Raw genomic sequence first — 15,624 nt, 5'->3', positions numbered from 1 at the left:
CCCGGCGCCCCGCGCTGCTCATCGCCGACGAGGCGACCTCGATGATCGACCCCGACGGCCGCCGCGACCTGGTCGCGCTGCTGGCCGAGCTGCCGCGCAGGCACGGCACCGCCGTCGTCCTGGTGACTCACCACGAGGCCGACGCGAGCGCCGCCGACCGGGTGATCCACCTGGCCGACGGGCGCATGGTCGACCACCTCGCCCGCTGGCCGCAGCCCGCCCGCGATCAGCGCCGCGGCCCGATGGGCGCGACCATCCTCGAACTGACCGACGTGCGCCACACCTACAACCGCGGCACCCCGTGGGAGGCCCCCGCGCTGCACGGCGTCGACCTGTCGGTGCGGCAGGGCGAGGCACTGCTGATCGTCGGCGGCAACGGGTCCGGCAAGTCGACGCTGGCCTGGATCATCGCCGGCCTCATCGCGCCGAGCTCGGGCCGTTGCGAGTTGCGTGGCGATCCGGTCGACCAGCAGATCGGCCGGGTCGCGCTGGCCTTCCAGCACTCCCGGCTGCAACTGCAGAAGCAGACCGTCGGCGCGGAGATCGCCGACTGGGGCGGCCGGGCGACCGGCTCCGGCGCGGTCGGCCGGGCGCTGGACGCCGTGGGCCTGGACCGCCGCCTCGCCGCCCGCTCGGTCGAGGAGCTCAGCGGCGGGCAGGCCAAGCGGGTGGTGCTCGCGGCCATGGTCGCCAGCCATCCCCAGGTGGTGGTGCTGGACGAGCCGCTGGCCGGACTCGACCCGCAGGGCCGCGCCGAGATCGTGGAACTGCTCGCCCGGCTGCGTGACGCGGGGCAGACCCTGATCGTCATCTCGCACGACGTGGCCGATGTGACCGCGGTGTGCGACCGGACCGTCCACCTGGACGCGGGCGTGGTGGTCGAAACCGCGGGCGCGCGACGACCGGTCGGCGCGCAGCCCGCGCCGCTGCTGCCGGGACGCCCGGAAACCGTCTGGCGACTGGACAATCCACCGCACAACGAACCGGGAAGCGGAGTCGTCCGATGAGCACCGTGCTGCTGCGCGAGGTCCCCGTCGACAGTGTCGTGCACCGGTTGTGGGCAGGCACCAAGATGATCGCCGCCTTCCTGATCAGCCTGCTGCTGATGTTCCTGCCGACCTGGCCGGTGCTCGGCGTGATCATCGCGTTCCTGGTGCTGATCTGGGTGGTGGCCCGGCTGCCGCTGGGCGCGCTGCCCCGATTGCCCTGGTGGTTCTGGGGATTGGTGCTGCTCGGCGGTTTGATCAATGCCCCGATCGGGATGAAGGCGGTGCTCGGGTACGCGCAGGTCTTCGTCTTCGGCATGGTGCTGGTGGCCGCGTCGTTCCTGATCGCGTACACCACCCCGATGGGCGAGGTGGCGCCCGCGCTGGCGAAACTCGGTGCGCCGCTGCGCAAGTTGCGGATGCCGGTGGACGAGTGGGCGGTGGTCGTCGCGCTGACGCTGCGCGGGCTGCCGCTGCTGCTCGACGAGATCCGGGTGCTGCGCGCGGCGCGCAAACTGCGCCCGAAGGAGAACCTGCTGCACCGCGCCGCCGACGCCAACCCGCTCATCGACATCCTCACCGCGTGCATGGCCGTATCCACCCGTCGCGCGGGCGAACTCGGCGAGGCGATCACCGCGCGCGGCGGCACCGGCATGCTCACCGCGCACCCCAGCGCCCCGACTCGCCGCGACGCGGTCGCGCTCGGCGTCGTCGTCGCGGTCTGTGTGGGCGCGATCGCCCTGAGCATCGCCCTCTGAATCCCCCGCCGGGCATCCTCCGCCGGGCGGGATGCCGGGCGGGCGATACTGGCTGACGTGACCGACAGCGAGCACGCGGTACCCGCCTGGCGAGAGCCCACCGAAGGCGAATCGCGCTTGGCCGCCACCGCGGCGATCCTGACGATCGTGGTGGTCCAGGCGCTGCTCCCGAACGAGCTCCTGCCCACGCCGGTGTGGTTGCTGCCGATGCTCGAACTGGGTGTGATGGCGGTGCTGTTGATCGCCAACCCGAGCCGGATGGACCGTGAGGAACCCTGGATCCGCAGGCTCAGCCTGCTGCTGTCCGGCCTGATCAGCTTCGCGACCACGGTGTCGGCGCTGCGCCTGGTACAGACCATCGTCACCGGCGCGGACGAACGCGGGGCCGGGACGCTGCTCGGTAGCGGGGCGATGATCTGGGCGACCAACATCATCGCCTTCTCTCTGCTCTACTGGGAGTTCGACCGGGGCGGTCCCGCCGCGCGCGCCAACGGCCGCGAACCTCTACCCGACTTCTTGTTTCCGCAGATGCAGGACGCGCGGCTCGCGGGCACGGACTGGCGGCCGGAATACCTCGACTACCTCTACCTGGCCTTCACCAACGCGGCCTCGTTCGCACCGGCCGACGTGCTCCCGCTCTCCCGCTGGTGCAAGGTGCTGATGATGGCGCAATCCGCCATTTCCGTGGTCATCGGCACCACGATCGTCGCGCGCGCGATCAACATCATCGGGTAGGGGCCGAGCACGGTTCGCGATAGCGAATAACTATGAAAGGTTTGAGGTTTAAAACCTGAATTCACTGTCCAGCTACCCTCGGGCAGGCTATGGTTCATCTCGACATCGAGCTGGACCGCTATTCGCGCCGTCTCTAGCTTTCTCGGGGGAGCCATGATCTCGGCGCATTTCGTTTGGGCACGTCACCTGATGAACCAGATGGGAACGTTCACATGATCATCCGCAAGCTCGCCGCCGCGGCCATTCCGGTCCTCGCGGTAGCGCTCGTCGGCACCGGCGTGGCAGGGGCGGATCCGGTTACCCCGGACGTCGAGTACCGCACCGACCTGGTCGGCAACAAGGTCGTCACCACCCTCACCCACGGCACCTTCGCCATCGACGGCGGCACCGTCCACGTCCGCGACGAAGCGGGCGCGACCCTGGTCTCGCTGCCGCTCTCGGTCCGTGACGGCAGCCTGGAATACCCGCTGCCGCACGCCCTCCGCGAGGACAACCGGGTACTCGAGCTGACCGCCGTCAAGGACGTCGCGGCGGCCAAGCCCAACCTGACCCCGGTCGCCTCGCCCGCCGAGAACTACGCGGCACAGGCGAACTTCGCCTCCACCTTCGGCTTGGCCACCGCCATCGGCAGTTTCGTCGGCATGGCCATCGGCGCGGTCATCGGCCTGGTGGTCGGTGCGGCGGCGGGTGGCATCGGCGCGATCCCCGGCTTCGTCACCGGCGCGACCATCGGCGGCATCATCGGCACCCTGGTCGTCGGCGGACCCACGCTGGCCATCGCGGGCTTCGATCTGATCAACACGCTGCTGGCGCCGCCGGGTACCACGCAGTGGGCTCAGCAGACNGGGCTTCGATCTGATCAACACGCTGCTGGCGCCGCCGGGTACCACGCAGTGGGCTCAGCAGACCAAATAGTCTGCGCAACAGCCGTATTGCCGGTCGCACCGACGCCTACACTGGCGTCGGTGCGACAAGGCAACGGACTCGACATTCCCGACACCCTCGGCGATCTGTGCGCGCCCGACCGGATGGCGCTGATCGTCTACGACATGCAGGTCGGCGTGCTCGGCCAGCTGCCCGACGGCCAGGAAGTCGTCGACCGGGTGGTACGCGTGGTCGAAGCCGCCCGCAGCGCGGGCTATCCGGTGATCTTCCTGCGGCACTTCTTCCCGCCGCGCCGCCTCTCCGGCGTCTACGCGATGCGCCTGCTGATGGGCTGGCAGCACGCGGAATCCATCGATGACGTGCAGTTCATCCTCCAGCGCGACACCCCCGGCTTCGAACTGGTGCCGGAACTGGTGCCCCGCGAGGACGAGCTGGTCCTGGACAAGATGACGATGTCGGCCTTCGAGGGCACCCCGCTGGCCGCGCTCCTGCGCGATCTGAAGATCGGCGCCTACGCCATCGCCGGCGTCGCGCTCGAGATCGGAATCGCGCCCACCGTCGCGCATTCCACCGACCTCGGCTTCATCCCGGTGGTCATCGGCGACGCCTGCGGCGGCCGCGATAAGGAAGCCATGGACAGGGCCTACGACGAGTTCACCTTCCAGGGAAACGCGCTGGTCACCGACGTCGCGACCATCACCGGCCTGATGACCGCAACCCCCTGACCGGCAACCCGACAGCACACACCGAACCACCACGGTTTCGGCCTCGTGACCCGCGGCGCCAGCCGCCGACGACACCGAAAACCCGCCGCGCCGGCCGCCGAGAATTCAGTCCCGGATGGCGTTCTTGGCCGCTTCCTGGGCGGAATCGACCTGGCCGGAGAACTTCCCGCCGGTCTTCTCGTCGACCACGTCACCGGCCTTCTCGATGACCCCGTCGACCTTGTCCGCATGCTGGGCAGCCAGATCCATCGCCTTGCCCGCCAGGTTCTTGAAATCCACCGTGCACTCCTCGCTGATTCGAACCGGTCCAACGCGATCACCCTAGCAACACCACAGCTTTCGCGGCAGGTCAGCTCGGTGAACTCGTCACCCCGTCCCAGATCGGATGCCACAGCCTGCCGGTGTCGGTCCAGGACTGGAAACGGACGGTGCCGGTGAGCTCGGGCGTGACCCACTCGGCGTCGTGGCATTCCTCGGCGGTCATCTCGTTGACGAACGGCGAGCTCGCGCGGTGCAGCCGCCGCAGTTCCCCCGCGATGCGCCGGGACTGCTCGACGCCGAAGCCGGTGCCGACGCGACCGATGTACACCAGCCCCTTCTCGTGCGGGATCCCGAGCAGCAGTGATTTGAACTCACGTTTGTCGCTGCGCCGCCAGCCGCCGACGACGACTTCCCTACTGCGCCAATTGCGTTGCTTGAGCCAGGTCTGGGTGCGCTTACCCGGCTGATACATCGAGTCGACCCGCTTGGCGACCACCCCCTCCTGCCCCTGTTCCCGGCTGGCCCGCATCGTTTCGGCCCCCGAGCCCGCCAGCAGCGCGGAGACATTCATCGACGGCGCCAGTCTGCCCAGCGCCTCGAGCACGGCGCGCCGATCGCTGTACTTCTTGCGCAGCAACGAGGTGCCGTCGAGAAAGAGCACATCGAAGGCGACGAACACCGCCAGCGCCGAATCCGCTTGCAGTGCGGAGATATCCGACAGCCCCTTCGCGTCGAGGACCACGGCCTCACCGTCGAGGACCACCCGGTGCCCGGCCAGCTCGCCGCCGAGCGCGGCGAACCGGGGGTAGCGGGCGGTGACGGTGTTGCCCGCGCGGCTGCGGACGGTGACCGTGCCGTCGTCGATCTCGACGATCACCCGGAAGCCGTCCCACTTGGTCTCGAAGGCCCAGTCCCCCGCGTTCAGCGCCTCCACCTCGCCCGCGGTGGCGAGCATCGGCGACAGACCGCGCGGGAGGTCACCGGTCGCGCTGTCGTCCACCGGGACTCGCGGGGTCTGGTCGCGCATGAAGTGCATCAGCCACTGGTCGCCGTTGGTGCGGATGAAGGCGTAGCGGCCCCGCAGGCGGTCACCGACGAGTTCCACGATCACTTCGTCGTCGCGCCACTTCTCGGTGCGGTAGGTGCCGGAGTCCCAGATGGTCATCTCGCCCGCGCCGTACTCGCCCTTGGGGATGGTGCCGTGGAAATGCAGGTATTCGAGCGGATGGTCCTCGGTGCGCACGGCGAGCCGATTGTGTTTCGGTTCGGTCGGCGGGCCCTTGGGCACCGCCCACGACGCGAGCACGCCGTCACGTTCGAGCCGGACGTCGTAGTGCAGCCGACGCGCGTGGTGTTCCTGGACGACGAAGCGATCGCCGGGGCCCGGCTCCGGCGCCGCGGCGGGCACCGGCTCGGGAGTGCGCTCGGGGTCGCGCATGCTGCGGTATCGGGTGAGCGCGTCGGGTCGGCTGGGCAGCGGCGGGTCGAGATCGGTCAGCAGGTCGCCCTCGGCCTGCCAGCGCACGAGGACCTCGTCGAAGCGCAACTGGCGCAGGGACTTCGCGTCCTCGATCTCGGCCCAGCTCCGCGGCGCGGCGGCGTTGGGCTCGGCGCGACCGCGCAGCGAGTACGGGGCGATGGTGGTCTTGGCGGCGTTGTTCTGGCTCCAGTCCAGGAAGACCTTGCCAGGGCGAGCCGACTTCGCCATCGTCGCGGTGACCAGATCCGGGTGCAGCTGTTCGAGATTGGCAGCGACCTGCTTGGCGACGGTGGAGGCGCCCCGCGAACTCACCGGCCGATCCAGCGGCACGTAGACGTGAATTCCCTTGCTGCCGCTGGTCACCGGGAACGCCCGCATCCCGATATCGGCGACCATGTCGCGCACCGCCAGCGCGACCAGCGCGCATTCGGCCAGCCCCGCACCGGGACCAGGATCGAGGTCGAACACGATCCTGGTCGCGGGGCCGCGCTGGTCGCCGTCGAAACGCCACTGCGGCACATGGACTTCCAGGGCCGCCTGCTGGCCGAGCCAGGCCATCCCCGCTTCGGAGTCGATCAGCGGGTAGGTCACCTTCCGGCTGGAATGCTCGATCGCCCGGCGCTGAATCCACGCCGGCGCGTGCTCGGGCAGATTCTTCTCGAAGAAATCGGGATGATCCACCCCGTTGGGCCACCGCTTGCGGGTGACCGGCCGCCCCGCGACATGGGGCAGCATCGCCTCCGCGATCGCCGAATAGTAGGCGATCACCTCGCCTTTGGTCGTGCCGGTCGCCGGGTACAGCACTTTGTCGAGGTTGCTGAGCTCAACCTCGATCGCCGGCTCACCCGGCGGACCCCGGAATTCCCGGCGGACCATCGACGCGGTTCGGCGGCGGGGACCGATAGTCTCCGGCCCCCGCGCACCGAATCAGGCCTGCGGTCCCGGATCGGTCGGGGCGGGGCCGCCTGCGGTGCTGCCGGGGCCTGCCTGCGGCGGAACGACCTTCTTCGCCGCGTCCTTGCCCTTCTCGATCTTGTCGCTGTACTTGCCGCCGGTCTTGTCGTCGATGAAGGTGCCGGCCTTGTCGACCGCATCGTTGATCTTGTCGGCGTTCTGTGCGGCCGCTTCCTTGCCCTTACCGAGCAAGCCCTTCAAGGTATCCACGAGACTCATCTGCCGATGTTCCTTTCCCGTAAGAAGCTGTCACTCCACATCCTCCCACCACGAAACCCGCGGTGGGAGGTCATTCGGAACCACCCGCTGGCCCGGCTTGGGCACCACCGTGGCGGTACCCGCTTCGGCCGCCGCGGACACCAGCCGGTGCACCGGCTCGGACCATCCGTGGAAGGCGAGGTTGAAGGTGGCCCAGTGGATCGGGACCAGCAGCCCGTAGCCGGGGTCGCCCAGGCACAGGTCGGCGTGCGCGCGCACCGCTTCCTCGGGATTCATGTGCACGTCGGTCCAGCGCTCGTCGTAGGCACCGATCGGCAGCAGCGTCAGATCGAACGGGCCGAGGACCGCGCCCGCCTGCGCGAAGGCCTTCGTGTAGCCGGTGTCGCCGCCGAAATAGACCCGCTTGGTGGGTCCGGCCAGCGCCCAGGACGCCCACAGCGTGGTGTTGCGGACCAGCCCGCGGCCGGAGAAGTGCCTGGCCTCGGCGCAGGTGACGGTGAGGCCGCGGTCGTTGTCGTCGCGGCCGAGCGAGACCGAGCCGCCCCAGTCGAGTTCGATGATCCGGTACTCGGGCACGCCCCAGTGACGCAGGTGCGCGCCGATACCGGTGGGCACGACGAACGGCGCGAGCTGCTCGTGGACCAGGGCGTCGACGGTGGCCTTGTCCAGATGGTCGTAGTGATCGTGGGAGATGATCACCGCGTCGACGGCGGGCAGCTCCGACAACTCACCGGGGACCGGATGCAGCCGGGCCGGGCCGATCACCGGCGACGGCGAGACCCGCTCACTCCACACCGGGTCGGCCAGCACGCGGTAGCCGTCGAGTTCGATCAGCGCGCTCGCGTGCCCGTACCAGGTCACCGCCAGCGGGGCGGCCTCGGCGGGTGGGGCAGGCGTCTCGAGCGGGACCGGACGCGACGGCCTGCCGACCCGGCTCTTGGTCAGGCCCGACCACAGCAGTGACGGCGCCGCGCCGGCGGCCATCATGCTGCTCGGCTCGGTGTTGTGGAACCGGCCGTCGCGATACGACGACTTGCCCAGTGCGCTCGGTGCGATGTCCGCGGGGCCCGCGCCGAGGGCGGTGGGCAGTCCCCACACCGCACGCGCTACCCAGGCGAGCCCGAGCGTGCTCGCCACCGACCCCGCAACGCGTGCGAGCCGCATCAGCGGCCCACGAACTTCGCCGGGCGCTTCTCCTGCCGAGCCAATCGGCCCTCCTTGGCGTCGTCACTGGTCCAGGCGGCTTCCAGGGCGGCCCGCTGCTGCGCGCTGGCCGGATCACGGGTGCCATCGTCGTTGAGCAGCAGTTTCATCGCCTGCAGCGACAGTGGTGCGAGCGCGGCGATGGACTTCGCCCAGTCCTGCGCGTCGGCGAGGGTGCCGAGCTTGTTGGCGAAGCCGAAGGTGTAGGCGTCGGCGGCCGAGACCGGGTCGGCCGCGAGCAGGATGGTGCGCGCCGGACCGCCGCCGATCAGCGAGACCAGCCGCGAGACCGTCCAGCGGTCGACCGAGATGCCCAGCTTGGCGGCGGGCACCGCGATGAACGCGTCCGGCTCGATCACCCGCAGGTCCGACGCGATGGCCAGCTGCACGCCCGCGCCGAGCGCGCCGCCGTTGATCGCCGAGATCACCGGCACCGGGAGGGATTCGATGGTGTGCAGCATGTCGAGCAGGCCGCCGAGGAAAGACTCGGAGTAGACGCCCGACAGGTCGGCGCCCGCGCTGAAGATCGGACCGCGGCCGGTCAGCACGATGACCCGGGCGCCCTGTGCCACCGCGTCGAGCATCGCTTCGCGCAGCAGTCCGACCAGCTCTTCGCTGAGTGCGTTGCGCCGTTCCTCGCGCTGCATTTCGATGGTGATCACATCACCATCGCGGGTCACGCCGAGCATGCATCCTCCCCAGAAGTACCGACACCGTGGATGCCATAACTCTGCCACAGGCAGCCGTCGGCGCCCGGTAAGGCGATAGCATCGGCGGCTGTGGCGACCGACTTCGACATCCTGGTGATCGGTGCCGGCCAGTCCGGTCTCTCCGCCGGTTACCACCTGCGCCGCCTCGGGTTGGTCCCCGAACGCGATTTCCTCATCGTCGACCACGCGCCGGGTCCGGGCGGGGCCTGGCAGTTCCGGTGGCCCTCGCTCACGCTGACGACCGTCAACCGGGTGCACGATCTGCCGGGGATGTCCTTCGCCGAGACGCTGCCGCCCGGCTCGGAGTCGGCGCCGGCGGCCACCGCGGTGCCGCACTACTACGAGCTCTACGAGAAGCGCTTCGACCTGCGGGTTCGCCGCCAGGTGACGGTCGACGTGGTCTGCGATCGGACCGCCGACGGGCAGTCCTGCGCCGGTCGCGGAGAGGTGCTGCACGTCGAGACCGACGGCGCGGGGACGCTGCGCACGCGCGGATTGATCAACGGCACCGGTACCTGGGAGCACCCGTTCATCCCGGTCTATCCGGGCGCGGACACCTTCACCGGCCGGCAGTTGCACACCCGCGACTACCGCACCGCCGCCGAGTTCGCGGGCAAACACGTGGTCATCGTCGGCGGCGGCATCTCGGCGGTGCAATTGCTCGACGAGATCTCCCAGGTGACGTCCACCACATGGGTCACCCGCAGCGAGCCGGTGTTCCGTTCGCTGCCGTTCCGCGAGGAGGACGGTCGCGCGGCCGTCGCGATCGTGGAGGACCGGGTGCGCCGCGGGCTCCCGCCCGGATCGGTGGTCTCGGTGACCGGCCTGCCGCTCGACGAGCGCCTGCGCGCCGCGCGCGATCGTGGCGTGCTGCGGCGGCAGCCGATGTTCGAACGAATCGAGCCGACCGGGGTGCGCTGGGCCGACGGACGGTTCCAGGACGCCGACGTCATCCTGTGGGCGACCGGGTTCCGCAGCGCGCTCGACCACCTGGCGCCGCTGCGGCTGCGCGGCCCCGGCGGCGGCATCACGATGACCGGCAGGCTCGCCACCCAGGTGGCGGTCGACCCGCGGGTGCACCTGATCGGCTACGGACCCTCGGCCAGCACCATCGGCGCCAACCGGGCGGGCCGGGCCGCGGCCGCCGAACTGACCGACTACCTGGGGATCAAGCCAGCCCGGCGCTGAAAGTGGCCGGATCGGGGCCGACCCGGGTGCCGGTATCGAGCCGGTTGATCGCCTCCATCGCCTGCGCGTCCAGTTCGAAGGAGAGCACGTCGAAGTTCTCGGCGATGCGCGACGGGGTGACCGACTTCGGGATGACGATATTGCCCAGCTGCAGATGCCAGCGGATGATCACCTGCGCCGGCGTGCGGTCGAGCTCCTTGGCGATGGTGACCACGGTCGGGTTGTCCAGCAGCGTGCCCTGCCCCAGCGGGCTCCACGCCTCGGTGGCGATGGCGTGGTTGGCGTCGTACTGGCGCAGTTCGCGCTGCGCGAGGGTGGGATGCAGTTCGATCTGGTTGACCGCCGGGGTCTCGCCGGTCTCGGCGATCACGGTCTCCAGGTCGATCACCCGGAAGTTGGAGACGCCGATCGAGCCGATCCGGCCCTGCGCCTTGAGCGCCTGGAAGGCGCGGAAGGTGTCGACGTAGCGACCGGCCGACGGCACCGGCCAGTGGATCAGGTACAGGTCCAGATAGTCCAGGCCCAGGCGCCGCATACTGGCGTCGAAGGCGCGCAGCGTGCTGTCGTAGCCCTGCTCGGCATTCCACAGCTTGGTGGTCACGTAGATCTCGTCGCGGGGGATGCCCGAGGCGCGGATGGCGCGGCCGACGCCCTCCTCGTTGCCGTAGATCGCGGCCGTGTCGATGCTGCGGTAGCCGACTTCCAATGCCTCGGCCACCACCGGGGTGACGTCGTCCTCCGGCACCTGGAACACACCGAAGCCGAGCTGCGGAATGACATTGCCGTCATTGAGCACGATGGTGGGAACAGGGCTGCTAGCGCTACGGAAGGTCACCCGTTCGACGGTAGAAGTGGTTCGCCGTACCGTCAACGACGCACCCTCGCGTGTTTCCCCCGGTTCCGGATCGGGTAGGAAGCGGGGCGCCGGTCAGTGAACAACCCCGGGAAGACCGATTCGCCGGTATCGCGCCTGCCGTCGGGCCCGCAGTTCCGCCGTCGGCGCCGCGCGCAGGGCGGCCAGTTCCTCGGTCACCGCGAGCACCATGCGCCGGGAGAAGGCGACCGGTTCGTCGGCGGCGTCGGGGTGTTCGTCGACGATGCGGTCCACGACGCCGTCGGTTTGCAGGTCGAGCGCTCGAATACCCTGTGCCGCAGCCAGTTCCGCCGCGTGCGAGGTGTCACGGAAGACGATGGCGCTCGCACCCTCCGGCGGCAGCGGGGCCAGCCAGCCGTGACCGGCGGCCAGCACCCGATCGGCCGGGAGCAGGGCCAGCGCGCCGCCGCCGGTGCCCTGGCCGAGCAGGATCGACACGGTCGGGGTGTCGAGGGTGACCAGGTCGGCCAGGCAGCGGGCGATTTCGGGGGCGAGCCCGCGCTCCTCGGCCTCTTTGGACAGCGCGGCGCCGACGGTGTCGATCACCAGGACCAGCGGCAGGCGCAGCTCCCGGGCCAGCGCCATCGCCCGGCGCGCCTCGCGCAGGGCGGCCGGGCCCATGGTGTGCTCGCCCTGCTGGCCGGAGCGGTCGTGGCCGAAGACGACACAGGGCTGTCCGCCGAACCGGGCCAGCGCCAGCACCACGGTGCGATCGGATTCGCCCTGGCCGGTGCCGCTGAGCGGAACCCGTTGGGTCACATGGCGAAGCAGGTCACGGATGCCGGGACGGCCGGGCCTGCGGGTGCTCAGTACCGAATCCCAGGCGCTCGCCGTGGAAGCGGCGGCGGTGGCCGGACTGCGTACGGGCGCGGCCCATCCCGGCTCGGCAGTGACCGGCAGGACGACGCCGCTCGCGACGCTCAAGGCCCGGTGGGCGATCCGGCGGAACACCTCGACGGTGACCACACCGTCGATCACGCCGTTGCGGTAGAGGTTCTCCGCCGTCTGCACGCCGGGCGGAAAAGGCTTGCCGTACAACGCTTCGTACACGCGAGGGCCGAGGAATCCGATCAGCGCGCCCGGCGCGGCGAAGGTGATGTGGCCCAGCGACCCCCAGGACGCGAACACCCCACCCATCGTGGGATCCCGCAGATACACCAGATAGGGATGCCCCGCCGCCTTGTGCACCGCGACCGCCCCCGCGATCTTCACCATCTGCACGAAAGCGACCGTGCCCTCCTGCATCCGGGTCCCGCCGGACGTAGGCGAGGCGATCAGCGGCAACCCCAGTTCGGTGGCCCGCTCCACCGCCGACACGATCCGCTCGGCCGCGGCCACCCCCACCGATCCCGCCAAAAACGCGAACTCACACGCGATCACGGCCACCCGCCGCCCGCGCAACAACCCCTCCCCCGTCACCACCGACTCATCGGTCCCGGCCCGCAGCTCGGCGTCGACCAACTCCTGGCGATACCGCGGCGACACCGCGGGCTCGACCGGCGGCTGGTCCCAGCTCAGAAACGAATCGGTGTCGAGCAACTGCCCGATCAGGTCGAACGCCGACATACGCACGCGCTGAGCCTAGCGGGATCGGCCGCTACCGAGCCGAGGGAACGGGACCTTCGGGGTGAGCGGTGCACGCGCTGCTCACGCTTCACCGTCGCCTGGGTACGGGTACGCGGCGCGGTTCGTCGTGGCATTCCGTTATGAACGACTACCGAGTGCTGCCGAGCAGCTGATCGATCCGCTGTGTGGCTGGCGGATCGGATCGGGGCAGCGGGGTGCTGAGGGGCGAAGCGGGGCTGCTGCCTTCATCGCGGCAGCCCCGGGTTCGGCTCAGTAGCCCTGCATGACCTTGCGCAGGGCGTACTCGGTCAAGGAGACCAGGGCCTGCTTGGCGGGCTCCCGGCGGCGGGCGTCGATCGACATGATCGGCACGTCGGCGGGGACCGCGAGGGCCTGGCGGATGTCCTCGAGCGGGTACTTCGGTGCGTCGTCGAACTCGTTGAGCGCCACCAGGAACGGTAGACCGCGAGCCTCGAAGTAGTCGACAGCGGCGAAGCTGTCTTCCAGCCTGCGGGTGTCGACCAGCACCACGGCGCCGATGGCGCCGCGGATGAGGTCGTCCCACATGAACCAGAACCGGTACTGGCCGGGCGTGCCGAACAGATACAGGACCAGGTCGTCGGCGAGGCTGATCCGGCCGAAGTCCATCGCCACCGTGGTGGTCGACTTCATCGGAATGCCGGTCAGGTTGTCGATTCCGGTACTGGCGTTGGTGACCAACGCCTCGGTGCGCAGCGGAACGATCTCCGACACCGCACCGACCAACGTGGTCTTACCGACACCGAAGCCACCGGCGACAACGATCTTCGCCGAAGTCGGCTTGCTCGTGCGGGTGTCGACCTGCGCCGTCGAATCAAATACGCCGGAGTCCACTGAGAACCCTTTCGATCAGCTCGCGACGTTCATCGTCGCTGGAATCGTCTTTCAAAGTCGCCGAGACCCGGACATGACCGGCCTCGATGAGGTCGGCCACGAGTACCCGCGCTACACCGATCGGGATACCCAATTGGGCAGCTATCTCGGCAACGGACGGCGATTGCCTGCACAACTCCACGATGGACGTTTCGAGGTTGTTCAGTTCGAACTGCCGCTCCATGGCGACCGGATGCGATGCAACGAGAGCCTCCAACGCCAACTCGACCGCCGGCCTGGTGCGGCCGGCAGTCAAGGAGTACGGGCGGACGAGGCTGGGCTCGGCGCTCCCCATGCGGTGATCGTCTATGTCCATCCCACCATCAGGAACCCATCGTGACGCGTGGCGTGGCCTGGACGGTCTGGCCCACACGCTCGACCAACAGAGCCATTTCGTAGCCCACCTGACCGATGTCACACGAGGTGTTGGTCAGGACCGCGAGATACGAGCCGTCGCCGACTGCCATGAGCAGTAGGTAACCGTGCTCCATCTCGACGACGGACTGCAGTACCGTACCGCCTTCGAACAGATTGGACACGCCGACGGAAAGGCTTGCCAGACCGGCGGTGACGGCGGAGAGCTGCTCCGCGCGGTCCACCGGAAGCTGGGCGCTCGCGGCCATCAGCAGGCCGTCAGCCGAGACCAGGACGGCATGGGCTACGCCAGGAACCTCGTTGGCGAAGTTCGAAACCAGCCAATCCAGCTGACGGTTCGTACCACCTAGATCGGGGTTCATCGGTCTCCTTTATCTCCGGTTAGGTTCATTGCCTTCATTGCGCGGCCATCCCGGACGCCCTGCTGGTGACGACTCAAGCTGGACCTGATCGTTTCGGGATCACGTTGCGGGGTGGTGTCGGCCTTACCGGTCACACCGCCAGGCACGAGCCTGCCGCCCGGGTTGCGCTGAGGCAAGCCCGCAGCGGTACGAACCTCGGGCTGAGCCTCGCTGGCCCGGCGTGCGGCCTGCCATCCTTCGTCACCCGGTGATTCGAAGGCAGCCGCCATCTGGGACCGGTCGGAATTCTCGTCCGTGAGCCACGCCGACATCATCTCCGCGAAGATCGGCGTTCCGCCCATGACGGAATCACCTTCCGGTGCCGGCTGCAACCTGGTCTGGAAGAACGACGCAGCCTTGGCCGGATTCGACCGGAAGCTGTGCCGACCCGGATCGCGCCCTGCCGACGCAGCGTTCTCCGGCCCCGCAGGATCCCGATCCCGTTGGGGCAGAGCCACTCCTGGCCCGGCGTTCGCCTGCGGTACCACAGTAGCGCCGGGATCGCGCTGGGGCAGCCCATTCGGCGCAGCCGGACGCTGCGGCAGGCCGTTGGGCGCCTCCCGCTGCGGCAGACCGGCCGCGGGAGCCCGCTGCGGGAGCCCGTTGTCGCCGGAATCACGCTGCGGCGCAGGGGCACCCGGCGCGCCGCGCTGGGGCAGACCGTTGGCGGGACGCGGCGGCTGACCGGCCGGGTCACGCTGCGGCAGACCACCGCGCTGCGGCAGCCCGGTGGACGGATCACGTTGCGGCAGACCACCGGTCTGCTCGCGCTGGGGCAACCCGGTGGACGGGTCACGCTGGGGCAGACCGCCGGTCTGCTCCCGCTGCGGGAGACCATTGGCCGGATCACGCTGGGGTAGGCCACCGGTCTGCTCCCGCTGGGGCAGGCCGTTCGACGGATCACGCTGCGGCAGACCACACCACTGCTCACGCTGCAGCAGCCCCGCCTCCGGATCACGCTCACCCAGGCCGCCGGTCTGCTCCCGCTGCGGGAGACCATGGGCCGGATCACGCTGGGGTAGGCCACCGGTCTGCTCCCGCTGGGGCAGGCCGTTCGACGGATCACGCTGCGGGAGACCACCGCTCTGCTCGCGGTGCGGCAGCCGCGCCGCCGGATCACGCTGCGGCAGGCCGCCGGTCTGGTCCCGCTGCGGCAGCCCGTTGGACGGGGCGCGCTGCGGCAGGCCGGTCGACGGATCACGCGAGACCGGACCGGAATCACGCTGCGGCGCACCGTTGCCCGCGGGGTCACGCTGGGGCAGCCCGGTGGACGGGTCACGCTGGGGCAGCCCGGTGGAGGGGTCACGCTGGGGCAGGCCGCCGGTCTGCTCCCGCTGCGGGAGACCGTTGGCCGGATCACGCTGGGGTAGGCCACCGGTCTGCTCCCGCTGG

At 69.7% G+C, this 15,624-nt stretch carries 15 protein-coding genes and 1 pseudogene; 5 read left to right on the top strand and 11 right to left on the bottom strand.

What is annotated here, in order from left to right; all coding sequences use genetic code 11:
• The 4 genes from V8688_RS27200 to V8688_RS27185 all read left to right on the top strand — a co-directional run.
• On the top strand, nucleotides 1-1,007 hold a 1,007-nt coding region (locus V8688_RS27200; RefSeq protein ID WP_342801984.1), incomplete at its 5' end, for an ATP-binding cassette domain-containing protein.
• Entirely contained in the window at nucleotides 1,004-1,744 is a 741-nt protein-coding gene (locus V8688_RS27195; RefSeq protein ID WP_218720785.1) for a CbiQ family ECF transporter T component, read from the top strand. The genes V8688_RS27200 and V8688_RS27195, both read left to right, overlap by 4 nt.
• A 57-nt stretch (nucleotides 1,745-1,801) precedes the next feature.
• On the top strand, nucleotides 1,802-2,479 hold the full coding sequence (locus V8688_RS27190; protein ID WP_218720786.1) for a DUF1345 domain-containing protein: 678 nt from the start codon (nucleotides 1,802-1,804) through the stop codon (nucleotides 2,477-2,479).
• Between the two features lie 212 nt (nucleotides 2,480-2,691).
• Nucleotides 2,692-4,089 carry an isochorismatase family cysteine hydrolase gene (locus tag V8688_RS27185; RefSeq protein ID WP_342801983.1) on the top strand — a complete coding sequence of 466 codons (1,398 nt, stop codon included), beginning with the start codon at nucleotides 2,692-2,694 and terminating at the stop codon, nucleotides 4,087-4,089.
• A 105-nt stretch (nucleotides 4,090-4,194) separates the two neighbouring features.
• Here V8688_RS27185 and V8688_RS27180 read toward each other — a convergent pair whose 3' ends face one another.
• From V8688_RS27180 to V8688_RS27160, 5 genes are all read right to left on the bottom strand, one after another.
• Nucleotides 4,195-4,368: an antitoxin gene (locus V8688_RS27180; protein ID WP_218720789.1), complete on the bottom strand. Its 174-nt coding sequence runs from the start codon at nucleotides 4,366-4,368 to the stop codon at nucleotides 4,195-4,197.
• A 70-nt stretch (nucleotides 4,369-4,438) separates the two neighbouring features.
• A complete protein-coding gene (locus V8688_RS27175) occupies nucleotides 4,439-6,706 on the bottom strand; it encodes an ATP-dependent DNA ligase (protein WP_342801982.1) in 2,268 nt (755 codons plus the stop codon).
• A 51-nt stretch (nucleotides 6,707-6,757) separates the two neighbouring features.
• Nucleotides 6,758-7,003: an antitoxin gene (locus V8688_RS27170; protein WP_218720791.1), complete on the bottom strand. Its 246-nt coding sequence runs from the start codon at nucleotides 7,001-7,003 to the stop codon at nucleotides 6,758-6,760.
• A gap of 30 nt (nucleotides 7,004-7,033) precedes the next feature.
• On the bottom strand, nucleotides 7,034-8,167 hold the full coding sequence (locus tag V8688_RS27165) for an MBL fold metallo-hydrolase (protein WP_218720792.1): 1,134 nt from the start codon (nucleotides 8,165-8,167) through the stop codon (nucleotides 7,034-7,036).
• A complete protein-coding gene (locus V8688_RS27160; RefSeq protein ID WP_218720793.1) occupies nucleotides 8,167-8,895 on the bottom strand; it encodes an enoyl-CoA hydratase in 729 nt (242 codons plus the stop codon). Before V8688_RS27160 ends, V8688_RS27165 begins: the two co-directional genes overlap by 1 nt.
• Before the next feature lie 90 nt (nucleotides 8,896-8,985).
• Between V8688_RS27160 and V8688_RS27155 the strand changes: the two genes are divergently transcribed.
• Nucleotides 8,986-10,104, top strand: coding sequence for an NAD(P)-binding domain-containing protein (locus tag V8688_RS27155; RefSeq protein WP_218720794.1), 1,119 nt, complete (start codon nucleotides 8,986-8,988; stop codon nucleotides 10,102-10,104).
• Here the strand turns inward: V8688_RS27155 and V8688_RS27150 are convergent.
• The 6 genes and pseudogenes from V8688_RS27150 to V8688_RS27125 all read right to left on the bottom strand — a co-directional run.
• Nucleotides 10,085-10,939 carry an aldo/keto reductase gene (locus V8688_RS27150; RefSeq protein ID WP_218720795.1) on the bottom strand — a complete coding sequence of 285 codons (855 nt, stop codon included), beginning with the start codon at nucleotides 10,937-10,939 and terminating at the stop codon, nucleotides 10,085-10,087. The genes V8688_RS27155 and V8688_RS27150 overlap by 20 nt on opposite strands.
• Before the next feature lie 93 nt (nucleotides 10,940-11,032).
• Nucleotides 11,033-12,544, bottom strand: coding sequence for an acetyl-CoA carboxylase carboxyltransferase subunit alpha/beta (locus tag V8688_RS27145; RefSeq protein WP_255588427.1), 1,512 nt, complete (start codon nucleotides 12,542-12,544; stop codon nucleotides 11,033-11,035).
• Between the two features lie 270 nt (nucleotides 12,545-12,814).
• Nucleotides 12,815-13,417, bottom strand: a complete 603-nt coding sequence (locus tag V8688_RS27140; RefSeq protein WP_019044951.1) for an ATP/GTP-binding protein — start codon at nucleotides 13,415-13,417, stop codon at nucleotides 12,815-12,817.
• Complete coding sequence (locus V8688_RS27135) at nucleotides 13,398-13,772, bottom strand: DUF742 domain-containing protein (RefSeq protein ID WP_019044950.1); 375 nt, start codon at nucleotides 13,770-13,772, stop codon at nucleotides 13,398-13,400. The genes V8688_RS27140 and V8688_RS27135 overlap by 20 nt, the downstream gene beginning before the upstream one ends.
• Before the next feature lie 7 nt (nucleotides 13,773-13,779).
• The gene (locus V8688_RS27130) at nucleotides 13,780-14,193 is read right to left on the bottom strand and encodes a roadblock/LC7 domain-containing protein (RefSeq protein WP_011207200.1); all 414 of its coding nucleotides are present in this window, start codon (nucleotides 14,191-14,193) and stop codon (nucleotides 13,780-13,782) included.
• Nucleotides 14,190-15,624: pseudogene (locus V8688_RS27125) on the bottom strand (histidine kinase); the annotation flags it as partial. The pseudogene V8688_RS27125 and the gene V8688_RS27130, both read right to left, overlap by 4 nt.

It is taken from the genome of Nocardia sp. No.11, from assembly GCF_038752175.1.
GTDB classification, from domain to species: Bacteria; Actinomycetota; Actinomycetes; order Mycobacteriales; family Mycobacteriaceae; genus Nocardia; species Nocardia canadensis.
Note: the sequence above shows the minus strand (reverse complement) of the source record. Positions and strands in the feature narration are given on the sequence as shown.